The organism is Streptomyces sp. NPDC052040, from assembly GCF_044548405.1.
Taxonomy (GTDB): Bacteria; Actinomycetota; Actinomycetes; order Streptomycetales; family Streptomycetaceae; genus Streptomyces.
This window is the reverse complement of the sequence record NZ_JBIUBV010000001.1, coordinates 1,373,924-1,396,239: the sequence shown is the minus strand read 5'-3', so window position 1 is coordinate 1,396,239 and position 22,316 is coordinate 1,373,924. Positions and strand designations below refer to the sequence as shown.

17 protein-coding genes are annotated in these 22,316 nt (G+C 72.9%); 7 read left to right on the top strand and 10 right to left on the bottom strand.

Features of this window, described 5'->3' with window-relative positions; all coding sequences use genetic code 11:
* Positions 1-6: 6 nt before the first annotated feature.
* Positions 7-156 (top strand): hypothetical protein, encoded by a 150-nt coding sequence (locus ACIHAA_RS05935; protein WP_399813599.1) that lies wholly within the window; start codon positions 7-9, stop codon positions 154-156.
* Positions 157-403: 247 nt separating this feature from the next.
* On the top strand, positions 404-631 hold the full coding sequence (locus ACIHAA_RS05930) for a hypothetical protein (RefSeq protein WP_399813597.1): 228 nt from the start codon (positions 404-406) through the stop codon (positions 629-631).
* A gap of 138 nt (positions 632-769) precedes the next feature.
* Here ACIHAA_RS05930 and glpK read toward each other — a convergent pair whose 3' ends face one another.
* Positions 770-2,287, bottom strand: a complete 1,518-nt coding sequence (gene glpK / locus ACIHAA_RS05925) for a glycerol kinase GlpK (protein ID WP_399813595.1) — start codon at positions 2,285-2,287, stop codon at positions 770-772.
* Between the two features lie 40 nt (positions 2,288-2,327).
* Complete coding sequence (locus ACIHAA_RS05920) at positions 2,328-3,095, bottom strand: IclR family transcriptional regulator (protein ID WP_399813594.1); 768 nt, start codon at positions 3,093-3,095, stop codon at positions 2,328-2,330.
* A 143-nt stretch (positions 3,096-3,238) separates the two neighbouring features.
* Here ACIHAA_RS05920 and ACIHAA_RS05915 point away from each other — a divergent pair, with 143 nt between their 5' ends.
* Entirely contained in the window at positions 3,239-3,667 is a 429-nt protein-coding gene (locus ACIHAA_RS05915) for an ATP-binding protein (protein ID WP_399813592.1), read from the top strand.
* A gap of 33 nt (positions 3,668-3,700) precedes the next feature.
* Here ACIHAA_RS05915 and ACIHAA_RS05910 read toward each other — a convergent pair whose 3' ends face one another.
* Positions 3,701-4,741, bottom strand: a complete 1,041-nt coding sequence (locus tag ACIHAA_RS05910; RefSeq protein ID WP_399813590.1) for an amidohydrolase family protein — start codon at positions 4,739-4,741, stop codon at positions 3,701-3,703.
* Positions 4,742-4,815: 74 nt separating this feature from the next.
* Positions 4,816-6,435, bottom strand: a complete 1,620-nt coding sequence (locus ACIHAA_RS05905) for an FAD-dependent oxidoreductase (RefSeq protein ID WP_399813588.1) — start codon at positions 6,433-6,435, stop codon at positions 4,816-4,818.
* A gap of 265 nt (positions 6,436-6,700) precedes the next feature.
* Between ACIHAA_RS05905 and ACIHAA_RS05900 the strand changes: the two genes are divergently transcribed.
* Positions 6,701-7,978: a cytochrome P450 gene (locus ACIHAA_RS05900; RefSeq protein ID WP_399813587.1), complete on the top strand. Its 1,278-nt coding sequence runs from the start codon at positions 6,701-6,703 to the stop codon at positions 7,976-7,978.
* 86 nt (positions 7,979-8,064) lie between these two features.
* On the opposite strand, the gene bla is transcribed toward ACIHAA_RS05900, so the two are convergent.
* Positions 8,065-8,982 (bottom strand): class A beta-lactamase, encoded by a 918-nt coding sequence (gene bla, locus ACIHAA_RS05895; protein ID WP_399813585.1) that lies wholly within the window; start codon positions 8,980-8,982, stop codon positions 8,065-8,067.
* 131 nt (positions 8,983-9,113) lie between these two features.
* On the opposite strand from bla, the gene ACIHAA_RS05890 reads away from it, so the two are divergent.
* Together ACIHAA_RS05890 and ACIHAA_RS05885 are read left to right on the top strand one after the other, a co-directional pair.
* A complete protein-coding gene (locus tag ACIHAA_RS05890) occupies positions 9,114-10,109 on the top strand; it encodes a LysR family transcriptional regulator (RefSeq protein WP_399813583.1) in 996 nt (331 codons plus the stop codon).
* A complete protein-coding gene (locus ACIHAA_RS05885) occupies positions 10,106-11,041 on the top strand; it encodes a serine hydrolase (RefSeq protein WP_399813581.1) in 936 nt (311 codons plus the stop codon). The genes ACIHAA_RS05890 and ACIHAA_RS05885 overlap by 4 nt, the downstream gene beginning before the upstream one ends.
* A 46-nt stretch (positions 11,042-11,087) precedes the next feature.
* Here ACIHAA_RS05885 and ACIHAA_RS05880 read toward each other — a convergent pair whose 3' ends face one another.
* The 3 genes from ACIHAA_RS05880 to ACIHAA_RS05870 form a co-directional block, all read right to left on the bottom strand.
* Positions 11,088-12,467, bottom strand: coding sequence for a M1 family metallopeptidase (locus ACIHAA_RS05880; protein ID WP_399813580.1), 1,380 nt, complete (start codon positions 12,465-12,467; stop codon positions 11,088-11,090).
* Between the two features lie 68 nt (positions 12,468-12,535).
* Positions 12,536-16,423, bottom strand: coding sequence for a Pls/PosA family non-ribosomal peptide synthetase (locus ACIHAA_RS05875; protein WP_399813578.1), 3,888 nt, complete (start codon positions 16,421-16,423; stop codon positions 12,536-12,538).
* Positions 16,424-16,740: 317 nt separating this feature from the next.
* Positions 16,741-17,112, bottom strand: coding sequence for a winged helix-turn-helix transcriptional regulator (locus ACIHAA_RS05870; RefSeq protein ID WP_399813577.1), 372 nt, complete (start codon positions 17,110-17,112; stop codon positions 16,741-16,743).
* A gap of 140 nt (positions 17,113-17,252) precedes the next feature.
* Between ACIHAA_RS05870 and ACIHAA_RS05865 the strand changes: the two genes are divergently transcribed.
* A complete protein-coding gene (locus tag ACIHAA_RS05865; protein ID WP_399813575.1) occupies positions 17,253-17,903 on the top strand; it encodes an FMN-dependent NADH-azoreductase in 651 nt (216 codons plus the stop codon).
* Positions 17,904-18,032: 129 nt separating this feature from the next.
* Here the strand turns inward: ACIHAA_RS05865 and ACIHAA_RS05860 are convergent, their stop codons facing one another.
* Together ACIHAA_RS05860 and ACIHAA_RS05855 are read right to left on the bottom strand one after the other, a co-directional pair.
* Positions 18,033-21,407 (bottom strand): pyruvate carboxylase, encoded by a 3,375-nt coding sequence (locus ACIHAA_RS05860; RefSeq protein WP_399813573.1) that lies wholly within the window; start codon positions 21,405-21,407, stop codon positions 18,033-18,035.
* 259 nt (positions 21,408-21,666) lie between these two features.
* Complete coding sequence (locus tag ACIHAA_RS05855; RefSeq protein ID WP_399813572.1) at positions 21,667-22,254, bottom strand: TetR/AcrR family transcriptional regulator; 588 nt, start codon at positions 22,252-22,254, stop codon at positions 21,667-21,669.
* Positions 22,255-22,316 lie beyond the last annotated feature (62 nt).

Sequence of the window (22,316 nt, the reverse complement as noted above, 5' to 3'; positions counted from 1 at the left end):
TTGGGGATGACGGCCAAACGAGTGCTGATCGCCGAGGGGCTGCTGGTGGGCGCCGTGGCGCTGGCGCTGCTCGCCCGTGAGGTGCCCGGGCTGGTCCGCGAGGTCAGGATCTGGCGGATGGTGGGGGTCCGCAGCGGCTCCCGGCGCGCTCGCTGAGCGCCCCGGCGCGGGGCCTCCCCCGTGTCTGCGCGGACCGCTCTCCCCCGGACTGCTCCGGGAGGAGGGCGGTCCGTCGGCATACCCCGGGCCGTGCCGCGACCGGTACCGGCGGCACAGGTGTCAACTTCCGCTCGCCGACCGGGTGATGCGGGGCCCTGTCCCCCGAATGGCCCCCTCCGCCCCGCGCGGACGGCTCGGACAGGGTCTCCTGGAAGGGGTGAGGCATCCGTCAAAGGAGCCGATCATGTATGAGATGTGTGCGGGCCCGGAGCGGCCCGGCGGCGTGCTGGTGTGGCACGTCATGGTCAAGCAGACCACAACGACCCTGTGCGGTCAGCGGCTTGCCGAGGCGGTGGACGCGGCGGGCGCGCAGCAGGCGGGCCATTGTTCGGCGTGCATGGCGTCCTTCGCGAAGCTGATGACGACCCCTCCCGGGGCCGGCGCTGGTCCCGCCCCGGTCGCGACCCACTGAGGCCCGCTGTCCCGCGGGAGCAAGGGCGGGTGTCCCGCGGGAGCAAGGGCGGGCCCGTCGGCGCGTCGTCGGCACCGGGCCGGTGGGGCCGGGCGGGCACGGCGCACCCGGGCCGTCCGCGCGGCCCGGCCGGGCGGGTCACAGCTGGTGGTTGCGGGGCCGTACCCAGCCCAGGGAGCGCTCGACGGCCCGCTGCCAGCACTCGTACTCCCACTCCCGCCGCTCGGGGTCCATGTCCGGCACCCACTTCCCGGCCATGTGCCAGTTGCGGCGCAGGACCTCCAGGTCCGGCCAGTAGGTGGCCGCGAGCCCGGCGGCGTAGGCGGCGCCGAGCGAGACCGTCTCGGCGACCATCGGGCGGACCACCGGCACGTCCAGCACATCGGCCAGGAACTGCATCAGCAGATTGTTGGCCGTCATGCCCCCGTCCACCTTGAGCTGCTTCAGCGCGAGGGAGGAGTCGGCGTTCATGGCGTCGACTACCTCCCGCGTCTGCCAGCCGGTGGCCTCCAGCACGGCCCGGGCGAGATGGCCCTTGGTGATGTAGGACGTGAGGCCGACGACGACACCGCGGGCGTCGCTGCGCCAGTGGGGTGCGAACAGGCCGGAGAAGGCGGGCACGATGTAGCAGCCGCCGTTGTCCTCGACGGTGCGGGCCAGGGTCTCTATCTCGGGTGCGCTGTTGATGAGGCCCAACCGGTCGCGGAACCACTGGACGAGGGACCCGGTGACCGCGATGGGGCCCTCCAGGGCGTAGACCGTGGGCTGGTTCCCGATCTTGTAGGCGACGGTGGTGAGCAGTCCATGGCGGGAGCGCACCAGTTCGGTTCCGGTGTTCATCAGCAGGAAGCTGCCGGTCCCGTAGGTGCATTTGGCCTCGCCGGGCGAGAAGCAGGTCTGTCCGAACAGGGCCGCCTGCTGGTCCCCCAGGGCGGCCGCGATCTGCACTCCCGGCAGCAGGTCACGGGCCTCGCCGTAGATCTCGGCCGAGGACCGGATCTCCGGGAGCATCGCCTCCGGCACCCCGAAGAAGTCCATCAGCTCCCGGTCCCAGGTCAGGGTGCGGATGTTGATGAGCATGGTGCGGCTGGCGTTGGTGGGGTCGGTGATGTGCAGCCCGCCGTCCACTCCGCCGGTGAGGTTCCAGATCAGCCAGGTCTCCATGGTGCCGAAGAGCACCTCGCCGTCCCGGGCCCGGCGTTCCAGCCCCTCGACATGGTCGAACAGCCAGCGGATGCGGGGCGCGGAGAAGTACGTGGACGGTGGGAGGCCGCAGCGCTCCACGAAGAACTCGTCCCCCGGCCGGTCCCGGAGGCCCTCGACCGTCGGGGCGGTGCGGACGTCCTGCCAGACGATGGCCCGGCCGAGCGGGACCCCGGTCTCCCGGTCCCAGACGACGGTGGTCTCCCGCTGGTTGGCGATGCCGATGGCGGCGATCTGCCCGGCGTCGACGCCGGCGTTCGACAGCGCCTCCGGCACGATGCGCCGGAGGTTGCGCCAGATCTCCACGGCGTCGTGCTCGACCCAGCCGGGCCGGGGGAAGTACTGCTGGTGCTCCCGCTGGGCGACCGACACCAGCCGACCCCGATGGTCGAACAGGATGCATCGCGTGGATGTGGTGCCCTGATCGATGGACATCACATACCGTTCAACCATGATCGGGCCTGCCTTCCGATGCGTCGTGGCGGTGCGGGACCTACCAGCGGGCCGCGCCGAGATCTCGGGAAATCGCCCGTGAGGCCTCCCGGAGCAAGGTGATCAGAGCGGGCTGGGGCCGCCCCTGGGTGTCACAGATCCGCTCGACCGGCCCCGACACGCCGATCGCCCCGACGACCAGGCCGCCCTGTCCCCGGATCGGCGCGGCGGCACCGGCCTCGCCCATGCTCATCTCCTGGACCTCGGAGCCCCAGCCGAGGTCCCTGATCTCGGCGAGCGAGCGGTTGAGGTCGGCGGGCGACACCACGGTGTGCCGGGTGTACGCCTCCAGACCGGCCTCCAGGAGCGGGTCCACCGGGGCGGCGCCGAAGGCGAGCAGGACCTTGCCGAGCGAGGAGGCGTGCAGCGGCAGCAGCGCCCCCACGTCCAGGGTCTGGAGGGTGTCATCGGGCCGGAAGACATGGTGGACGACGAGCACCCTGCCCTCCAGGGGCGTGCCCAGCCGGACGGCCTCCCCGCTGCGGGCGGCCAGGGCGTCGGCCCAGTTGATGGAGCGGGACCGCAGCTCGTTGACGTCCAGATAGCTGGTGCCGAGGTGCAGCAGCGCGGCGCCCAGCTGGTACTTGCCGGTGGCCGCGTCCTGTTCGACGAAGTCCACGTGCTGGAGGGTGCGCAGAATGCCGTGGGCGGTGCCCTTGGCCAGTCCCAGCGAGGTGGCCACCTCGCCCAGTCCCAGGCGTCCTGGGCCGCCGGCGAGCAGTCGCAGGATCGCCGCCGCCCGTTCTATGGACTGGACCGGGCCGGCCATGAAGCGATCATAGTCCGCTTTACCACTATTCGGCATGCTGTTCGGCATTACCGACCGCTCTTCATTGACGTCGGGCGTATGTGTCCATAACGTGCGCTGACGCCGTGTTTCCGGGCCCCGCGCTCGATCGGAGAGGAGGGCACATGACAGCAGTGCAGGTCGACGCCGCACCCCGTGCGGGCATCGAATACGTGTTCACACTGCCGCACGCCCCCAGAGCCGTCTCGGCCGTACGACGACGCGTGGACGCCGTCCTCACCACCCTGGGCCTGCCCGCCGACGCCGCCGACAATGTGCTCCTGGTGGTCTCCGAGCTGCTCACCAACGCCCTGGTGCACGCCGTGCCACCGGCGACGCTGCGGCTCACCCAGGTACTGGTGGACGGATGCGGCACGGTGCGCGTGGAGGTGACCGACAGGGGGGCCGCCGCGCCCGCGGACGGCCCGGGCCGGTCCGTGGACCCGGACGAGCACGGCCGGGGCCTGGCGATCGTCAGCCTGCTGTCGGCGCGGTGCGGTGTGCAGGTGCACCCGGACGGCAGCTGCCGGTGGGCGGAGGTGCCCGCCGGGTGAGCAGCGCCGAAGACGGCCCGGCGGCGGACGGTCTCAGACGCTCCCGGTAGCGGCCGCGGCCAGCGCGGGCAGCAGACGGTGGGCGTTGTCGCGGTTGATACGGCGGCGCTGCTCCCCGTCCAGGGCCGGGTCCTGGTCGAACGCGGGAGCGGTGACTCCGGTGACCAGGGCGGCGGGGGTGGGGGGCCAGTCGCTGCCGAAGAGGATCCGCTCGGGTCCCACGGCGGCCAGCAGGCTCGGGGTGGCGGACGGGGACATGGGCCCCGCGGTGTCGTAGTAGAAGCGGTGCAGGCAGTCGCGCACCCGGGCCGGTTCCACCGGGGGTGACAGATGGTGGCCGAAGACCTCCAGGCGGCTCGCGATGTAGGGCAGGAATCCGCCCCCGTGCGGCAGGATGAAGGTCAGATTCGGGTAGCGGTCCAGGGTTCCGTTGACGATGAGGCTGAGGGCCGCCCGGGTGGTGTCCATCAGGAAGTCGCACAGGAACGGCGGCACGCCTTCCAGATCGGCGTCCCCGCCGGGGACCTCCATGGGGTGGGTGCTGATCACCGCCGAGCGCTCGTTGAGTTCCGCGAGGATCGCGTCCTGGGACGGATGGCCGAGATACACGCCCCGCACGCTGGTGCGGGCACTGACACCGACCGCCCCCAGCTCGTCCAGACCGTGGCGGATCGACCAGAGCGACAGTTCCGGGCTGTCCAGGAAGACGGGGGTGTAGAAGGCGAAGCGGTCGGGGTGCTCCCGGACCAGGTCGCCCGCGGCCCGCAGGGCGACATGCGCGCTCTCCTTGCGCGCCTTCGGCTCCTGGAGGCGCCCCAGCATGGCGACGGTGAGCACACTGGTGCGGACGCCCGCCCCGTCCATCAGCGCGAGGGCGTCGTCGAGGCTCCAGCGGGTCCACGGGGGAAGCTTCTCCCGCCGGACGACACCGTTCCGCTCCGCCCAGTCGATCCACTCCGGCGCGGTGTAGTGATGGTGCACGTCCACGCGGTCCCGGCGGGCGTCGGCCGCCGGGGTGCCGTGGTCCGCACCGGCCACCGGCGCGGCGCCGGTGGCCGTGGGCAGTGCTGTCATGGACGGGCCCCATTCCTGTGGTCGCGTCGGAGCGATTGCGTCGGAGCGGTCGCGCCCCTCGGGCGCGGGGTTCCTCAGCGCCCGAGGACCTGGCGGAGGACGCCGCTGAGCGTCTCCGCCGCGTCCGTGGGCCGGGCGTCCGCCCGCCAGGCCACAAAGCCGTCCGGCCGTACGAGGACGGCGCCTTCCGCGGTGGTGTGGTGCAGCGCGGCCCAGTCCGGGCCCTCGCCGGTGTCCAGGTCGTGGGCGGCGCCCCGGCCGATGGTGTAGGCGTCCAGCGGGACATTGAGCACCGGGCCGACCACCCGGGCGGCCTCGCGCCACTCGGGGCTTCCGCAGAGCAGGACGAAGGAGCGCTCGTACAGGTCGATGGTGGACACCGTCTCCCCGTCGCGGGCGACCCACAGGTGCGGCGCCCGGGTACCGGGGTCGGCGTTCAGGATCAGGACGTCCGGGATGAGGGGCTCGTCGGTGGACGCACCGGCGACCGCGCCGGAGACATAGCGGTAGCACAGGGCGGTGACCATCAGGTCGGCCGCGTCGTTCGAGGCGTTCCGCGCGGAGTAGCCGGGGTGCTGCTCGCGGGCCGCCTGCACGGTGGCCCGGGCACTGGTGATCTGGGCGACCGGGCGGCGCTCGATCTCGTAGCTGTCCAGCAGCGCGGGTCCCGCCCAGCCGCGCAGGACCGCGGCGATCTTCCAGGCGATGTTGTGCGCGTCCTGGATGCCGGTGTTGGAGCCGAAGGCGCCGGTCGGGGGCATCTCGTGCACCGCGTCGCCGATGAGGAAGACCCGCCCCTCGCCGTAGCTGTTGGCGACGCGGTCGGCCGCGTGCCAGGGGGCCCGGCCCGTGATCTCCACGTCCAGGTCGCGCACCCCCGCCGCGGCCCGGATGTGCTCGATGCAGCGGTCGTCGGTGAAGTACTCCATGGTCTGGCCGCGCTCGGGGAACCAGGGCACGTGGAACACCCACTGCTCCTCGTTGTCCACGGGCAGCAGCACTCCCTCACCCGCGGGATCGGTGACGTAGCACACCACGAAGTGCTGGTCGCCCGCGACCTCGCGCAGCTTCTTGCTGCGGAAGGTGACGCTGATGTTGTGGAACAGGTCCCCGGAGCCGGAGTGTTCGATGCCGAGCCGCTGGCGCACCGGGCTGCGGGGGCCGTCGGCGGCAAGCAGGTAGTCCGCGTACACCGTGTGGGTCTCACCGGAGGTCCGGTCCTGCACCACGGCCTGCACACCGTCCTCGTCCTGGGTGAACGAGAGCAGTTCGGTGCTGAAGCGGATGTCCCCGCCGAGAGCCTTGGCGCCCTCGAGGAGCACCGGTTCCAGGTCGTTCTGGCTGCATGCGCAGCGGACCGTGGAGCAGACGTCGGCCTCCGGCGGGCGGCCCGTGATCCGGGCCGAGAGCCAGCGCTGGTTGCCGCTGTGCAGCGTGTCCACCTGGAGGATCCCATGGTTCCTCGACAGGGTGGCCGCGGCCTTGCGGATCTCCGGTTCGAGCCCCGCGGTCCGGAACAGCTCCATCGTCCTCATGTTGTTGCCCCGGCCGCGCGGATGCGCGGAGGTGGCCGCGTGGCGTTCCACGACACGATGCTGAATGCCCAGGCGTCCGAGGAATACGGAAGCGGACAGACCGACGAGCGATCCCCCGACGACCAGAACGGGCACATAGTCGTTCCCGCGATCTTTCATCGCGTTGCTCTCCTCTGCGGTCAGCATCTCCGGAACGCGGCGGCCGGAAGATTCCGCGGCTCGCGCCCTGTTCTTTTGCCACGCCGTGCCGGGCGATACGCAAATATCACTCGTACAGCGGCAGGAACGTCCGCCGGACGCCGGACGGGTGGCCAGTCGGGCGAATGCGCGTTTACGGCCGGGAAGCGACCGGGGAATGGTTGACCGAAACTCGTGGATCTGCTGTCCCGTGGCCGGGGCGGGAGTCGTCAGAAAGGCCGTGCGAATGACTCAGCTCGACGAACGGGACACCACGGACGCCACCGCGGAGGCGATCGCGGCGGCATCGCGCGGCACGGCCGCGTACCGCAGCGACCCGTATCCGGTCTACGCCAGGCTGCGCGCCTCGGCGCCGGTGTGTCCGATCTCCCCGCCGCACGGCGTGGACACCTTTCTGATCACCCGCTACGACGACGCCAAGACCGCGCTGACCGACCCGCGGATCAGCAAGGACATGTACGCGGCGCTCGACGCGTACCACACCATCTTCGGCGACTCGTCCGTCGCGCTCGACGACAACATGCTCTTCTCGGACCCGCCGAAGCACACCCGGCTGCGCCGCATCGTGAACAGCGCGTTCACTCCGCGCCGAATCGAGTCCCTGCGTCCGCGCATTCAGGAGATCACCGACGGACTCCTGGACAACTGCACCACCGACGCGCCCGTCGATCTGCTGCCGACGTTCGCCTTTCCGCTCCCGCTCATCGTGATCTGCGAACTCGTCGGAATTCCCGACGAGGACCGGGAGACCGTCCAGAAGTGGTGCGCGGTGGTGGCGCGTACGGGCTTCAGCAAGGAGGACAAGGAAAAGCTGGCGGTGGCCGAGGGGGCGTTGCGGGACTACTTCGTCGACCTCATCGCGCGCAAGCGCCGGGAGGCGACCGACGACCTGCTCGGCGCGCTGATCCGGACGCAGGACGAGCAAGGGGCCATGAACGACGGCGAGTTGCTGTCGACGCTGTGGGTACTGCTCTTCGCCGGGCACAAGACGACCGCGTACCTCATCGGCAACGCCGTCTTCAATCTGCTGACCCATCGCGAGCAGTTGCGGGAGGTCCTGGCCGACCCCGCGCTGCTGCCGAACGCGATCGAGGAGGTCATCCGCTACGAGGGCTCCGTGGAGAACGCCACCTTCCGGCACGCTCTCGAGGACATCACCATCCGGGACACGGTGATCCCCAAGGGCGCCCTGGTGCAGATCGCGGTGGCCTCCGCGAACCGGGACCCCGAGAAGTTCGCGGAGCCGGACACCTTCGATGTGAAGCGCCAGGGGATCCAGAGCGCCCATCTGGGCTTCGGCAGCGGCCCGCACTACTGCCTCGGTGCGCCGCTGGCCAGGATGGAGATGCGGATCGCGCTGACCACCCTGTTCGAGCGGTTCCCGGACATCGACCTGGTGGCGCCCGCGGACGAGGCGGAGTGGCTCAAGGTCCCGTTCCCGGCGTTCCGGGGCCTGGACAAGCTGCCCGTCGTCCTGGACCCGGCGCGGATCGTCCGGGACTGAAGCCGGGCGCGGCAGCGGGACGGCCGCGCGATCCGAACACGCCGACCGGCAGGGCCCGAACCCGGGGCCCTGCCGGTCGGCGTGTGTCACTCGCCCGGGGCGAGGGTGTGGGCGAGAAGCCTCGCGGTGTCGGCGATCAGCGCGTTGTCCACGGGCGCGTCCTTGTCCGCCTTCGACGACAGCACGGCCAGCACCAGGGGGGTCTTCCTGGTCGTCCAGGCCACGCCGACGTCGTTGGCCGACGCGTAGTCGCCGGTACCGGTCTTGTCCCCGACGACCCAGTTCCGCGGCAGTCCCGCGCGGAACCGTTCGGCGCTGGTGGTGTTGCCCTTCAGCCAGGTGACGAGCTGCTCGCGTCGCGCGTCGGGCAGTGCGCGGCCCACCGTGAGCCGCTCGAAGCTTCCGGCCAGGGCCTTCGGTGTGGTGGTGTCGCGCAGGTCGCCGGGCACCGCGGAGTTCAGGTCGGGCTCCCAGCGGTCGAGTCGGCTCACCGGGTCGCCGAGGGAGCGGAAGAACCGGGTGAGCCCGGCCGGGCCGCCGACCTGGCGCAGCAGCAGATTGCCCGCCGTGTTGTCGCTGTACTGGATCGCGGCCGCGCACACCTCGCCCACCGTCAGACCGGTGCCGACGTACTTCTCGGTGACGGGGGAGTTCGGCAGCACATCGGCCGGCGGATAGTGGATCGTCGCGTCGAGCGGGGCGCAGTGCGCGTGGTCGCGGAGGACCGCCGCGGAGACGACGGCCTTGAAGGTCGAGCACATCGCGAACCGCTCCCCCGCCCGGTGGGCGACGACCTGTCCGGTGCGGACATTGCGGGCGTACACGCCGAGGCGTGCGGCATAGCGGTGTTCGAGATCGCGCAGCCGCTCCTCGGTCTCACGCGGGTCCGCGCCCGGCGCCGCCGGTGCGGCCGCTGCCGTGGCGGCGGGTGCGAGGGCGAGGGCCGAGGCGGCGAGTCCGGCCTTGAGCAGGCCGCGTCGGCGCGGGAAGTCGGCACGGGTCACAGGTCCCCCAGGGGTAGATCGATCGGTTTGCCGGAGTTGTGATCTTCGGCAGGGACAGCGAAGCAGCAGAGCCGCACCCATGTCCAAGAGTGATCTGTGAGCGGTCCATGCTTTTTTGATATGAATGCAGGATGGACCTGCTCGCACATCTCGACGCCTATGTCGCGGCCGTGGACGAGGCGAGCTTCTCGCGCGCCGCGGACCGGCTGGGGATCGCCCAGCCGCTGCTCAGCCGACGGGTGAAGACGCTTGAGGAGCACTTCGGCGGGGCGCTGTTCGACCGTTCGCGGCGGCAGGTCACCACCACCGAACTGGGAGTGCTGCTGCTGCCGTACGCCCGGGACGTACTGGACCGGGCCCAGCGGCTGCGGCATGTCGCGCGGTCGGCCGGGCGGTCGGCGGTCTGTGCCGTCGGCGTGCCCGCGGACTGCGCACCGGCGGCTCTGGCGCGGGTCATCCGGGCCGGTGCCGAGCGCGGCACGAGTGTCGGTGTGCGCGAACTTCCGCCCGAGGAACGGGTTTTGGGTCTGGCCGACGGGTCGCTGAGCTGTGCGGTGCTCCGTGTTCCGCCGGAGAACGCCGCGTTCCGGGTGCCGCTCGGTCTGGCGACCGCGCCGCCCTCCCCCGCGCCGGACGGGGCGCATCCCGCCCCGGCCGTGCCCGGCCCCCGCCCGCGCGCGGTCCATCTGGAGGATCTGCGGCCCCGGCGCGGGCGCGGCGGCCGGGCCGCGCTGCCGGTGCTCATCCTGGAGGAGGACCAGGGCCCCTCCGCACGGGACCGGATCGGCCGGGCGGCCGCGCGGGCCGGGCTGCCCGAGGGTCTGGTCCGGGCCGCCGGACCGGTGGCGACCGCGCTGGCCGAGACGCTCGCCGGGCGGGTGACGCTGCTGTGCACCGAGCCGTTCGCCCGGCGCCATGGGGCGAGTTGGGCGCCGCTGGGCGATGCCTCGCTGCACCGGGGGTACGACGCGGGCGCGACCGGGCGCCGGGCGGACGGGGCGGCCGTGCCCGGCTGGCTGCTGACGCTGCTGGCGGCGGCGATCGGTGCCGTGCGCTCCGGGGCGGCCGGATCACCCGCACCGGCCGCGGACGCGGAGGCCCTCTCGCGGCTGGCGGCGCACGGATGAGCGCCCGCCCCGCGCCCCGCCCGGCCTGTGTCGGTGACGGCTCCGCCCTGCTCGACGTCGCCGAGGGGATCGCCGCGGACTGGGCGGACCTCGGGGTCCACGGGTCCTTCCTCGCCCGCGGTGTGGACACCGGCGAGCAGCTGGGCTTCGACATCGACACCCCGGTGCCGCTCGCCTCGGTGGTGAAGGTCCCCCTCGCCCTGGTCGTCCTCGACCGGATCGCGCGGGGCCGCCTCGACGCCTCCCGGCAGGTGACCGTCGACCCGGCCACCAGCAGTGTGGGGGCGACCGGGCTCGCGGCCTTCCGTCATCCGGCCACCGTGGCCGTCGGCGACCTGCTGGTCCTGATGCTCTCGGTGAGCGACAACGCCGCCGCGGACGCCCTGCTGGACCTGGTGCCCGCCGAGGAGGTGGATGCCTGTCTGCGGGACTGGGGGTGTCCGGAGCTGCGGGTGCGGCATCGGCTCAACCACATGTACGAGTGCGCGGCGGGCGCGGCGGGTGACGACTTCTCCCTCGCGCTGGAGCTGGCCGTCCGCGACGACCGCACGGGGCGGCACACCATCGAGACGCTGGACCCCGCCTCGGCCAATACCGGCACCGCCGCGGCGCTCGTCGGTCTGCTGGAGCGCGTATGGCGGGACGAGATCGCCTGCCCCGAGGCCACCGCGGAGCTGCGCCGGATGATGGGGTTGCAGGTGTTCACCCAGCGGCTGGCGAGCGAACTGCGCGCGGACACCCTGCGGCTCAGCGGGAAGACGGGGACCTTTCTCCATCTGCGGCACGAGATCGCGGTGGTGGAGGCCGAGTCGGGCGACCGGGTCGCGATCGCCGCGCTGACCCGGTCCGACCGGCGGGCCCGGCTGGCGCCGGACATCGACCTCGCGATCGGGATCGGCGCCCGGCAGGCCTTCGAGGCGCTGCGCCGCTGACGGGGAGGTCCCGGCGCTCCCCCGGGCGCCGGGCCCGCTCAGGAGGTCACACGGATCCCGCGTTGCCCGGCGGATACGACGGACGGGTCGGCACCGGGGGCGCCTGGGACGGGAGCGGGGGCAGGGGTGCCTCGTGCACCCAGGCGGTGAACAGGTCGTCCAGGGAGCGGCCCGCGCACCGTGCCGCATGCGCGGCGAAGACGGCCGTGGTCACGGTCCCGCCCCGGTGCGCGGCCGCCCAGCCGCGCAGCATCCGGTGGAAGGGCTCCTCGCCCATGGCGCAGCGCAGCGCGTGCAGCACCAGGCCGCCGCGTTCGTAGAGCCGGTCGTCGAACATCCGCTTGCGGCCCGGGTCCGACAGGGGCAGGTCCTGCGGCAGCGCGGACAGCTTGCGGTGGGCGGCCGCCGCCAGCCGGTCGGCGGTGGGGCCGCCCGACCGCTCGGACCAGAGCCACTCCGCGTACTTGGCGAAGCCCTCGTTGAGCCAGATGTGCCGCCAGTCGGCGACGGACACGCTGTTGCCGAACCACTGGTGCGCCAGCTCGTGCGCCACCAGCCGCTCCGAACCCCGGGCGCCGTCCACGTGGTTGGAGCCGAACAGCGACAACCCCTGTGCCTCCACGGGGACATCGAGTTCCTCCTCGGTCACCACCACCGCGTACTCGCCGAACGGGTAGGGGCCGAACAGCTCCTGGAACAGCTCCATCATGGCGGGCTGACGCGCGAAGTCACGGGAGAACTGCGGGAGCAGCCGGGCCGGGAGGTGCGCGTACTGCGGCACCCCGTCCTCGCCCCGGTCGCCGAGCAGCACCGTCTGGTACCTGCCGATCGCGAGTCCGACCAGATAGCTGGAGGTCGGCGCGGGCTGCTCGTAGACCCAGGTGGTGGTGGACGCCTTCGTGGTACGGGTCAGCAGGCGTCCACCGGCCACCACCGAGTACGCCGAGGGGGTGGTGACCGCTATCTGGTACGACGCCTTGTCCGCCGGGCGGTCGTTGCACGGGTACCAGGACGGCGCGCCGACCGGCTGGCTCGCCACCAGCGCCCCGTCCTCCAGCTCCTCCCAGCCGATGCCGCCCCAGGGGCTGTTGACCGGCCGGGGGTTGCCCGACCAGTGCACCTCGACGGTGAAGGCGGCGCCCGCCCGGATCGGCTTCGGCGGGCGGATGCGCAGCCGTCCGCCGCGGTGCGTGTAGTGCGGCGCCCGGCCGTCGACCCGGATCCGGCCGATGCGGAAGTCGGCCAGGTTGAGCTGGAACTCGGTCAGCGGGGCGCCGCCCGCGATCGCGCCCAGCCGGGCGGTCCCGGCGAGCCGGTTGGGGCCGGGGCGGTAGTCGAGCGCCAGCTCGTAGCGGTTGACCCGGTAGCGGGGGTCGCCGTTGGCGGGGAAGTACGGGTCCGCTTCCACCTTGTGCTGCGCGCTCACTGCTGCGTCTGCTCCCTGCGCTGTACTCGTACGTCGTGCCGCTGCCCCGTCGTCCGGTCCCTACCGGGTCACGCCGCTCGCTTCCGGGGACGCCATGCCTCGATCGGGTTGCCCAGCCAGCGGGTGTCGTCGGGCACCGACTCCGCCGCCATCACCAGCGAGGCGGGACCCAGTGTGGTGCGGGCCCCGACCGTGCTGCCGGGCAGGACGATTCCGCCAGGGCCCAGCGTCGCGCCCGCGCGGAGGATCACAGTATCCGTCCGCAAGATCCGGTCATGGAAGAGGTGGGTCTGGAGGACACAGCCGCGATTGACCGTGGCCCCCTCCTCCAGCGTCACCAGGTCCGTCTCCGGCAGCCAGTAGCTTTCCACCCAGGTGCCCCGGCCGATCCGGGCGCCGAGTGCGCGCAGCCACAGCACCATCAGCGGGGTGCCCGGCACCGACCCGGCCAGCCAGGGCACGGCCACGACCTCGACGAAGGTGTCCGCCAGCTCGTTGCGCCAGACGAAGGAGCTCCACAGGGGGTGCTCCCCGCTGCGGTGGCGCCCCACGAGCAGCCACTTCGCCACCACGGACACGGCGGCTCCGGCCAGTCCGGCGGCCAGCAGCACCGGCCCGCACAGCAGCCAGGCCCAGGGGCCGAGCGCGCTCAGCGCGGCGGCGGTGAGCACGGCGAGCCCCGCCGAGCAGAACACCGGCACGATCCTGCACAGCTCCACCAGCCCGCGCGCCCAGAGCAGCCGGGCGGGCGGCTCGTAGGTGCGGCTGCCGTCGCCGTCCGAGGCGGTGCGCGGCAGTTTCACCGGCGGCAGTCCCAGATAGGAGCTGCCCTTCTTCGCCTTCTTCGGGGTCGCCGACAGCACGCCGACCAGTCCGCCGTCCGGCACGCTCCGGCCCGGCGCGGTCATCCCGGAGTTGCCGAGGAAGGCGCGTCGGCCGATCTCCGCGCGGCCGATCCGCACCCAGCCGCCGCCCAGTTCGTACGGCGCGGTGAGGGTGTCGTCCGCCAGGAAGGCACCTTCACCGACGGTGGTCAGGCTGGGCAGTGCCAGCACGGTCGACACCTCCGCGCGGCGCCCGATCCGCATGCCGAGCAGGCGCAGCCAGACGGGGGTGACCAGCCCGGCGTAGAGCGGGAAGAGGGTCTCGCGCGAGCGGTCCATCAGCTGGGTGACGGTCCAGGCCTGCCAGCCGGTGCGGCTGTGCGTGGGATAGGTGCCCTCGCGCAGTCCGAGGCTCATCAGGCGTACGGCGACCAGGAGCACCAGTGCGTAGGCGAGCCCGAAGGCGAGGGTGGCGGGCACCAGCGCCGCGGCGGCGCCGCGCAGGGCCGCGGCGGGTCCGGCGGCCGGGTCGACGAACAGGTGGCCGATCAGGAGTGCGGCCGCGGCCGCGGGGACCGGCAGGGCGGTCAGTGCGATGCCGGTGGCGCCGTACATGGTCCGCCAGCCGGTGTTGCGGCCCGGGCGGTCCTTGGGCCAGTTCCGTTTGGCCTTGCCGAGCTTGACGGCGGGTGCGCCCGCCCAGCGCTGGCCGGTGGGGACCTGTCCGGCGACGGCCGAACCGGGGGCGACCTCGGCGCGCTTGCCGACCCGCGCGCCCGGGAAGAGCATGCTGCGGGTGCCGACCACGGCGTGGGCGCCCACCTTGACCGTGCCGATCTCCAGCCGGTCGCCGTCCAGCCAGTAGCCGGACAGGTCCACCTCGGACTCGACGGCCGCGCCCCGGCCGAGCTTGAGCATGCCGGTCACCGGGGGCAGCGAGTGCAGCTCGACGTCGGGGCCGATCCTGGCGCCCAGGGCCCGTGCGTAGCGCTCCAGCCAGGTGCCCGTGAGCGAGGTCGCCCCGCTGAACTCGGCGAGCCGTTCCGCGGTCCACAGCCGCAGGTGCACGCTGCCGCCCCGCGGGTAGCGGCCGGGGGCGAGTCCGCGCAGCAGCAGCCGGGCGCCGCCCGCCGCGAGCGCGATACGGCCCGGCGGGCTGAAGAGGAGCAGCGCGCCCGCGGCGACGGCCCACCAGGAGGTGGTCGGCGCCCAGGGGTAGGGGCCGAGCAGGTGCAGTACGTTGCCGAGCGCGGCGAGCGCCACGGTCCAGCGCAGCCCGAGCACGGTGAACAGGGGCAGGAGCAGCAGGAGCTGAAGCACCCCGGCGCGGCCGGGCACCGGTGCGATCTCTCGCGCGGCGCCGTCGTCCTGTGCGGACTCCTCCAGGTGGCGGGCCAGCTTGCGCAGGATCGGCTGCTGGTAGATGTCGAGGACGGCCACGCTGGGGTAGCGGGTGCGCAGCCGGGTGGTGAGCTGGGCGGCGGCCAGGCTGCCGCCGCCGATCGCGAAGAAGTCGTCCGAGGCGTCGACGACCGGGATGCCGAGGACCTCGGTCCACTGCTCGGCGAGCCAGGCCTCGGTGCCCTGGAGCCGGGCCGCCGCGGGCTGGTCCAGGTCCGCGAGCGGCCAGGGCAGCGCGTTGCGGTCGACCTTGCCGGAGGTACGGGTCGGCAGGTCGTCGACGGGGGCGAGCAGCGGGACCAGCGCAGCGGGCAGCGCGGCGCGCAGCTGTGCGACGGCGGCGGTGTGGTCCCAGCCGTCCTGGGTGACGACATAGCCGACGAGGAGCTGGTTGCCGCTGCGGGCGGTGCGCACCGCGGCGGCGGCGCCCGCCACCCCGGGAAGCGCCTGGAGTGCGGCGTCCACCTCGCCCAGTTCGATCCGGCGGCCGCCGAGTTTGATCTGCTCGTCGGCGCGGCCGAGGAAGACCAGTCCCTCGGGGTCGGCCCTGACGAGGTCGCCGCTGCGGTAGGCGCGCTCCCAGCCGAGGGACGGCAGGGGCGCGTACTTCTCCGCGTCCTTCTCCGCGTCGAGGTAGCGGGCGAGTCCGACGCCGCCGATGACCAGCTGTCCGCTGTCGCCCATCGCCACCGGCTGCCCGACGTCGTCCACGACGGCGAGTTCCCAGCCGTTCAGGGGCAGTCCGATGCGGATCGGCTCCTCGCCGGTGAGCAGCGCGGCGCAGGCCACCACGGTCGCCTCGGTGGGGCCGTAGGTGTTCCAGACCTCGCGTCCCTCGGTGACCAGCCGCTGGGTCAGTTCGGGCGGGCAGGCCTCGCCGCCGAAGATCAGCAGGCGGACGTCGTTGAGGGTCTCGGACTCCCAGAGAGCGGCCAGGGTCGGCACCGTGGAGACGACGGTGATCTCCTGCTCGACCAGCCAGGGGCCGAGGTCGGCGCCGCTGCGGACCTGGGAGCGCGGTACGGGCACCAGGCAGGCGCCGTAGCGCCAGGCGAGCCACATCTCCTCGCAGGAGGCGTCGAAGGCGACGGAGAGTCCGGCCATGACCCGGTCGCCGGGCCCGATCGGTTCCTCCTGGAGGAAGAGGCCGGCCTCCGCGTCGACGAAGGCGGCGGCGCTCGCGTGGGTGACGGCGACGCCCTTGGGCTTGCCGGTGGAGCCCGAGGTGAAGATGATCCAGGCGTCGTGCCCGGTGCCGGGGCGGGCGGCCGGGGTGTCCGACGTGCCGTCGACGGTGATCCGGTGCCCGGCGCCGACGACGGCGCGCACCTCGGCCTCGCCGAAGACCAGGTCGGCCCGCTCGTCGGGGTCCTCGGCGTCCACCGGGACATAGGCGGCTCCCGCGGCCAGTACGGCCAGGATCGCCACGTACAGGTCGTTGGTGCCGGACGGGACGCGTACGCCGACCCGGTCGCCGAGGCCGACCCCGGCGTCGGCGAGCTTCACGCGGAGGGCCTCGACCTCGGCGGCCAGGGCCCGGTAGGTCAGGCAGCGGCGGCCGTCGTCGAGGGCGGGCTCGTCGGGACAGGCCCGTACTGTGGCGTCGAAGACGTCCACGAGGGTCCGCGGCGAGGCGGCGGGGGCGGCGGAGAAGCGGGCGCGGTCGCCGAACTCGGCGCGCACCTCCGCATCGGACAGCGCGAGTGTGGGTCCTTGCTCCAGGGCTGCCATCGAGTCCTCACGTGTCGATCCCGGAACGCTCCCGGGTGCTGGCGGGCCGCAGGGATGCCTGGGGATCTTCCGTCCAGCGCCGAACAAGCGAACAATTTTAGTACGAGGATGGGCGCGGACCGGTCCGTCCCGCCTTCCGGCGGCCACCGCGGGGCCCCGGGCGGGCGCCGCATCAGGGCGCTGACATGGGCATGCTTCAGCGAGGGGAGATGTGCCCCACACGCCCGGATCCAGCGCCCCGGTGTCCTGAAAGGCCTGGTCGAGCGGCCTTCCCACCCGGTACGCCGTCGGACTGACGTGTCACCGTGCCCACGGCCTCATTCCGCGGACACCCCCGGGCACGGGCCGCTGTCCGGCAGATGCTCCTTGGCCCACTCCCCCAGCTCCTTCAGCGCGGGTTCCAGCGCGGCCCCCGCGCGGGTGAGGCGGTAGCAGACCCGCAGCGGCGGTCCCTCGTCGACCTCGCGCACCACGAGTCCCGCGGCGCCGAGTTCGGCCAGGCGGTCGGAGAGCATGCGCTCGCTGATCCCCGGGATGGCCCGGCGCAGCGCGGCGTACTGGGCGGGCTGCGCGATCAGCACGGCCACGATCGGGCCGGTCCAGCGCTTGCCGAGCAGCTGGAAGACCCGGGTGATGCCATCGTCCACCCGCCTGCACTCACCGGTGTCATGGCTCTGTTCGACCGTCATGCCCGTCAGGATACTGCGCCCTCACAAGGGACTGAAAAAAAGTAAGTACCTGTGATATCTGTAGTTCAGTACGAAACTTTAGCTCCTCGGTGTCCGCCGTCCCGGCGGGCGCCCCGGACCGTCTTTCACTGGAGAACCCGATGGCCACCCTGCTGCACATCGACTCGTCCGTGCTCCCCGCCGAAGCCTCCGCCTCCCGGACGGTGACGGACGCCTTCCGCAGAGTCTGGGAGGAGCAGCACCCGGGCGGCACGGTGATCTACCGCGACCTCTCGGCCGATCCCGTCCCGCACATCACCGCCGACGCGCACTCGGCCGGATTCGCAGATCCCGCCACCCACACCCCGGGGCAGGCGGCCGCCTTCGCCGAGCGGGTGAAGCTGATCGAGGAGCTGGAGCGGGCGGACGCGGTGCTGATCGGCGCCCCGATGTACAACTTCACCATCCCGTCGACCCTCAAGGCCTGGCTGGACAATGTGATCCTGATGGGCCGCACCGCGGGCGAGCGCCGGTCCGCCCAGGGCACCCCGGTCACGGTGGTCGCCAGCCGCGGCGGCTCCTACGCGCCGGGCACCCCGAGGGAGCCCTTCGAGTACGTGCAGAACTATCTGCGGGCGGCCCTCGCCGACGGGCTCGGCCTCGACCTCGACTTCATCGTCCCCGAGCTGACCATGGCCCCGCACAACCCGGCCATGGCCGAGCTGGTCCCGCTCTTCGAGGCCTCCCGGGAGCGCGCCCTGCGGGACGCGGCCACCAGGGCCAAGGCCCTCGCGGAGCGGGTCACCGTCTGACAGCCCGGTCCCGCGCGGTGCGGACGGGGGGGAACGGCCGTCCGCACCGCGAGGGGTGGGGCACCGGCTGGGGTCTTCCGTTCGGCTCGGGCCGGGCCCGCGAGCCCGGCCCGATCCACACGAGAGGCCCTAGGAGACGACCATCAGCAGATCGCCGCCCTCCACCTGCTGGACGGAGTCGACGGCCAGACGGCTCACCGTGCCCGCGACGGGCGCGGTGATGGCGGCCTCCATCTTCATCGCCTCGATCGTCGCCACCGTGGCACCCGCGTCGACCTTCGCGCCGGGCTGCACCGCGAGGGTGACGACCCCGGCGAACGGCGCGGCGACATGGCCGGGTTCGGACCTGTCGGCCTTCTCCGCGGGCGGCAGGTCCGAGGCGACCGAGCGGTCGCGGACCTGGACCGGCCGCAGCTGGCCGTTGAGGGTGGCCATCACCGTGCGCATGCCCCGCTCGTCCGCCTCGCCGATCGCCTCCAGCGCGATGAGCAGCCGGACACCGGGTTCGAGGTCCACCGCGTGCTCCTCGCCGGGGCGCAGACCGTAGAAGAAGTCCTTGCTGGGCAGCACTCCGGTGTCCCCGTACGCGTCCCGGTGCGCCCCGAACTCCTTGGCCGGTCCGGGGAACAGCAGGCGGTTGAGGGTGGCCCTGCGGTCCTTGTCCAGGCCCTCGCGGTCCTCCTCGGTCAGTTCGGCGGCGGGCGCGGCCTCGGCCCGTCCCTTCAGGGCCTTGCCACGGAAGGGCTCCGGCCAGCCGCCGGGCGGGTCGCCCAGCTCGCCGCGGAGGAATCCGACCACGGAGGCCGGGATGTCGTAGGCGCCCGGCTCGGCGGCGAACCGCTCCGGTGTCACGCCCGCCCCCACGAGGTGCAGCGCGAGATCGCCGACCACCTTGGACGAGGGGGTGACCTTCACCAGGCGGCCGAGGATGCGGTCGGCGGCCGCATACATCGCCTCGATCTCCTCGAACCGGTCGCCCAGGCCCAACTCCCGTGCCTGCACCCGCAGGTTGGAGAGCTGGCCGCCGGGGATCTCATGGTCGTAGACCCGGCCGGTGGGCGCCGCGAGACCGGCCTCGAAGGGGGCGTAGATACGGCGCACGGTCTCCCAGTACGGCTCCAGCTCGCAGGCCGCCCGCAGGCTCAGGCCGGTCGGCCGGTCGGAGTGGTCCGTGGCGGCGATGATCGCGGACAGGGACGGCTGCGAGGTGGTGCCCGCCAGCGAGGCGACCGCTCCGTCCACGGCGTCCACGCCCGCGCCGATCGCCGCGAGATAGGTGGCGAGCTGGCCGCCCGCCGTGTCGTGGGTGTGCAGATGCACCGGGAGGTCGAACTCCCGGCGCAGCGCGGTCACCAGCCGGGCCGCCGCGGGCGCGCGCAGCAGTCCGGCCATGTCCTTGATGGCCAGGACATGGGCCCCGGCCGCCACGATCTCCTCGGCGAGCCGCAGATAGTAGTCCAGGGTGTAGAGCTTCTCGGCCGGGTCGGACAGATCGGCCGTGTAGCACAGGGCGACCTCGGCCACGGCGCCTCCGGTGGCGCGTACGGCGTCGATCGCGGGCCGCATCTGGGAGACGTCGTTGAGGGCGTCGAAGATGCGGAAGATGTCGATACCGGTCCGCGCGGCCTCCTCCACGAAGGCGTCGGTGACCTCCGTCGGGTAGGGGGTGTAGCCGACGGTGTTGCGGCCGCGCAGCAGCATCTGGAGGCAGAGGTTGGGCGCGGCCTCCCGCATCCGGGCCAGCCGCTCCCAGGGGTCCTCGGCGAGGAAGCGCAGGGCCACGTCGTAGGTGGCGCCGCCCCAGCACTCCAGGGACAGCAGTTCGGGCAGGGTGTGCGCCACCACGGGGGCGGCGGCCAGCAGGTCCCTGGTGCGCACCCGGGTGGCCAGGAGCGACTGGTGGGCGTCGCGGAAGGTGGTGTCGGTGACGGCGACGGCGGCCGATGCGCGCAGCGCCCGGGCGAAGCCCTCCGGGCCGAGCTCGGCCAGCCGCTGCCTGGACCCGGCGGGCGGCGGGGTGGACGGCACCGCGGGCAGCTTGGTCACGGGGTCCACCAGGTGCGGGCGGGGGCCGTGCGGCTTGTTGACGGTGACATCGGCGAGATAGGTGAGCAGGCGGGTGCCGCGGTCCGCGGAGTGGCGGGCGGTCAACAGCTGCGGGCGTTCCTCGATGAAGGAGGTGGTGACCCTGCCCGCCCGGAAGTCGGCGTCGTCGAGCACCGCCTGGAGGAACGGGATGTTGGTGGCCACGCCCCGGATGCGGAACTCGGCGACCGCGCGCCGGGCCCGCCGCACCGCGGTCGCGAAGTCGCGCCCCCGGCAGGTGAGTTTCACCAGCATGGAGTCGAAGTGGGCGCCGATCTCGGAACCGGCGAACGCGACACCGCCGTCGAGCCGGATGCCGGAGCCGCCGGGCGAGCGGTAGGCGCTGATCGTGCCCGTGTCGGGGCGGAAGCCGTTGGCGGGGTTCTCGCTGGTGATACGGCACTGGAGGGCCGCGCCGCGGACGTAGACCGTGTCCTGGGACAGGCCGAGACCGGCCAGCGACTCGCCCGAGGCGATCCGCATCTGGGACTGGACCAGGTCGACATCGGTGACCTCCTCGGTCACCGTGTGCTCCACCTGGATGCGCGGGTTCATCTCGATGAAGACATGCCGCCCGTCGCGGTCGACCAGGAACTCCACGGTGCCCGCGTTGCGGTAGCCGATGGTGCGGGCGAAGGCGACGGCGTCGGCGCAGATGCGGTCGCGCAGCGCGGGGTCGAGGCCGGGCGCGGGGGCCAGCTCGACGACTTTCTGGTGGCGGCGCTGCACCGAGCAGTCGCGTTCGAAGAGATGGATGACCTCGCCCTGGCCGTCGGCGAGGATCTGCACCTCGATATGGCGCGGATCCACCACGGCCTTCTCCAGGAACACGGTCGCGTCCCCGAACGCGGACTCGGCCTCGCGGGACGCCGCCTCGATGGCCTCCCGGAGTTTCGCGGGCTCCTCCACCCGCCGCATTCCGCGCCCGCCGCCGCCGGCCACCGCCTTCACGAACAGCGGGAAGCCCACCTCCTCGGCGGCGGCGACCAGTTCGCCGACGTCGGTCGAGGGGCGCGAGGAGCCGAGCACCGGGACGCCCGCGGCGCGGGCCGCCTCGACGGCGCGCGCCTTGTTGCCGGTCAGCTCCAGGACGTCGGCGCTCGGACCGATGAAGGTGATCCCGGCCTCCTCGCAGGCCCGGGCCAGATCGGGGTTCTCCGACAGGAACCCGTAGCCGGGGTAGACGGCGTCCGCTCCCGCCCGGCGGGCCGCGGCGACGATCTCCTCCACCGACAGATAGGCGCGCACCGGGTGGCCCTTCTGCCCGATCTCATAGGCCTCGTCGGCCTTGAGGCGGTGCAGCGAGCCGCGGTCCTCGTACGGGAACACCGCCACCGTTCCGGCGCCCAGCTCATAGGCCGCGCGGAACGCACGGACGGCGATCTCGCCGCGGTTCGCGACCAGTACCTTGCGGAACATCAAGGGTCCCTTCTGATGGTGCGCCGGATGCGGCGCCTGGCGAGCGTTGGCATGTCTGCACCGGCGCCGGGCCGGGCCTGCGCCCGGACGTCGACCGGCCGGTCCATCATCTGCCCGCCAGGGGTACCCGCCCATGCATCCTCGCCAGGGGTGTGACGACATCCACGCTGCGGGGGCGGCCGCCGGGGGCCGGGGCTCGTCACGGGCCGCACACCCGGTTTCGGGCGCCGGGGCCGCGCGCCGGGGAGGTCCTCCGGGGCTACGCCCGACCGGCCGGGTAGTCCCGTCCGTTGAGTGCCCGGTAGACGAAGCGGGTGATGACCTCGACGGCCTCGCTCTCGGGGACCTCCGGCCACAGCTGGGCGAGGCTGTCGATCATCGTGGCCAGCACGGTGAGGCTGACCTCGGGCGAGGCCGGGAGATCCGGGACATGGGCCAGATGGTCGGCCAGGTCGTCGAACTGGGAGCGGCGGTAGCGGCTGAGGGTGCGCGCGAAGTCCTCATTGACGAGGGCTGCCTGGCGCAGGGCGAGCAGCGTGGGCGCGTGCTCCTGGTGGACCCGCCAGTAGGCGGCCACGTGGTAGCGGAGCGCCTCGGGGTCGGTGAAGTCCGCCTTGTGGCCGGGGGCCGCGGCCATCTCGTCGCTCGCCGCGGTGAAGTCGGCGAGCAGCGCCTCCAGCAGCTCTTCCTTGCTGGTGAAGTGATTGTAGAAGGACCCGGCCGACCGTCCGGCCTCCGCCGTGATCTCGGTGATCCTGGTGTTCAGATAGCCGCGGGTGGCGAACAGGCGCTTGGCGGCCTCGATCAGTGCGGCCCGGGTGTCGGCCGCCTGCTCCGCCCGTGTCACACGCCCTCCTGGCACACGCCCTCCGCTCACACGCTCACCTCGCTGCTTGACACCGCACGCTA

Coding starts and splice junctions, on each gene's coding strand:
- ACIHAA_RS05905 (WP_399813588.1), bottom strand. CDS start 6,435: ATGAAAGATCGCGGGAACGACTATGTGCCCGTTCTGGTCGTCGGGGGA.
- glpK (WP_399813595.1), bottom strand. CDS start 2,287: ATGGTTGAACGGTATGTGATGTCCATCGATCAGGGCACCACATCCACG.
- ACIHAA_RS05915 (WP_399813592.1), top strand. CDS start 3,239: ATGACAGCAGTGCAGGTCGACGCCGCACCCCGTGCGGGCATCGAATAC.
- ACIHAA_RS05870 (WP_399813577.1), bottom strand. CDS start 17,112: ATGACGGTCGAACAGAGCCATGACACCGGTGAGTGCAGGCGGGTGGAC.
- ACIHAA_RS05865 (WP_399813575.1), top strand. CDS start 17,253: ATGGCCACCCTGCTGCACATCGACTCGTCCGTGCTCCCCGCCGAAGCC.
- ACIHAA_RS05930 (WP_399813597.1), top strand. CDS start 404: ATGTATGAGATGTGTGCGGGCCCGGAGCGGCCCGGCGGCGTGCTGGTG.
- ACIHAA_RS05910 (WP_399813590.1), bottom strand. CDS start 4,741: ATGACAGCACTGCCCACGGCCACCGGCGCCGCGCCGGTGGCCGGTGCG.
- ACIHAA_RS05900 (WP_399813587.1), top strand. CDS start 6,701: ATGACTCAGCTCGACGAACGGGACACCACGGACGCCACCGCGGAGGCG.
- ACIHAA_RS05875 (WP_399813578.1), bottom strand. CDS start 16,423: ATGGCAGCCCTGGAGCAAGGACCCACACTCGCGCTGTCCGATGCGGAG.
- ACIHAA_RS05920 (WP_399813594.1), bottom strand. CDS start 3,095: ATGGCCGGCCCGGTCCAGTCCATAGAACGGGCGGCGGCGATCCTGCGA.
- ACIHAA_RS05860 (WP_399813573.1), bottom strand. CDS start 21,407: ATGTTCCGCAAGGTACTGGTCGCGAACCGCGGCGAGATCGCCGTCCGT.
- ACIHAA_RS05935 (WP_399813599.1), top strand. CDS start 7: ATGACGGCCAAACGAGTGCTGATCGCCGAGGGGCTGCTGGTGGGCGCC.
- ACIHAA_RS05885 (WP_399813581.1), top strand. CDS start 10,106: ATGAGCGCCCGCCCCGCGCCCCGCCCGGCCTGTGTCGGTGACGGCTCC.
- ACIHAA_RS05890 (WP_399813583.1), top strand. CDS start 9,114: ATGGACCTGCTCGCACATCTCGACGCCTATGTCGCGGCCGTGGACGAG.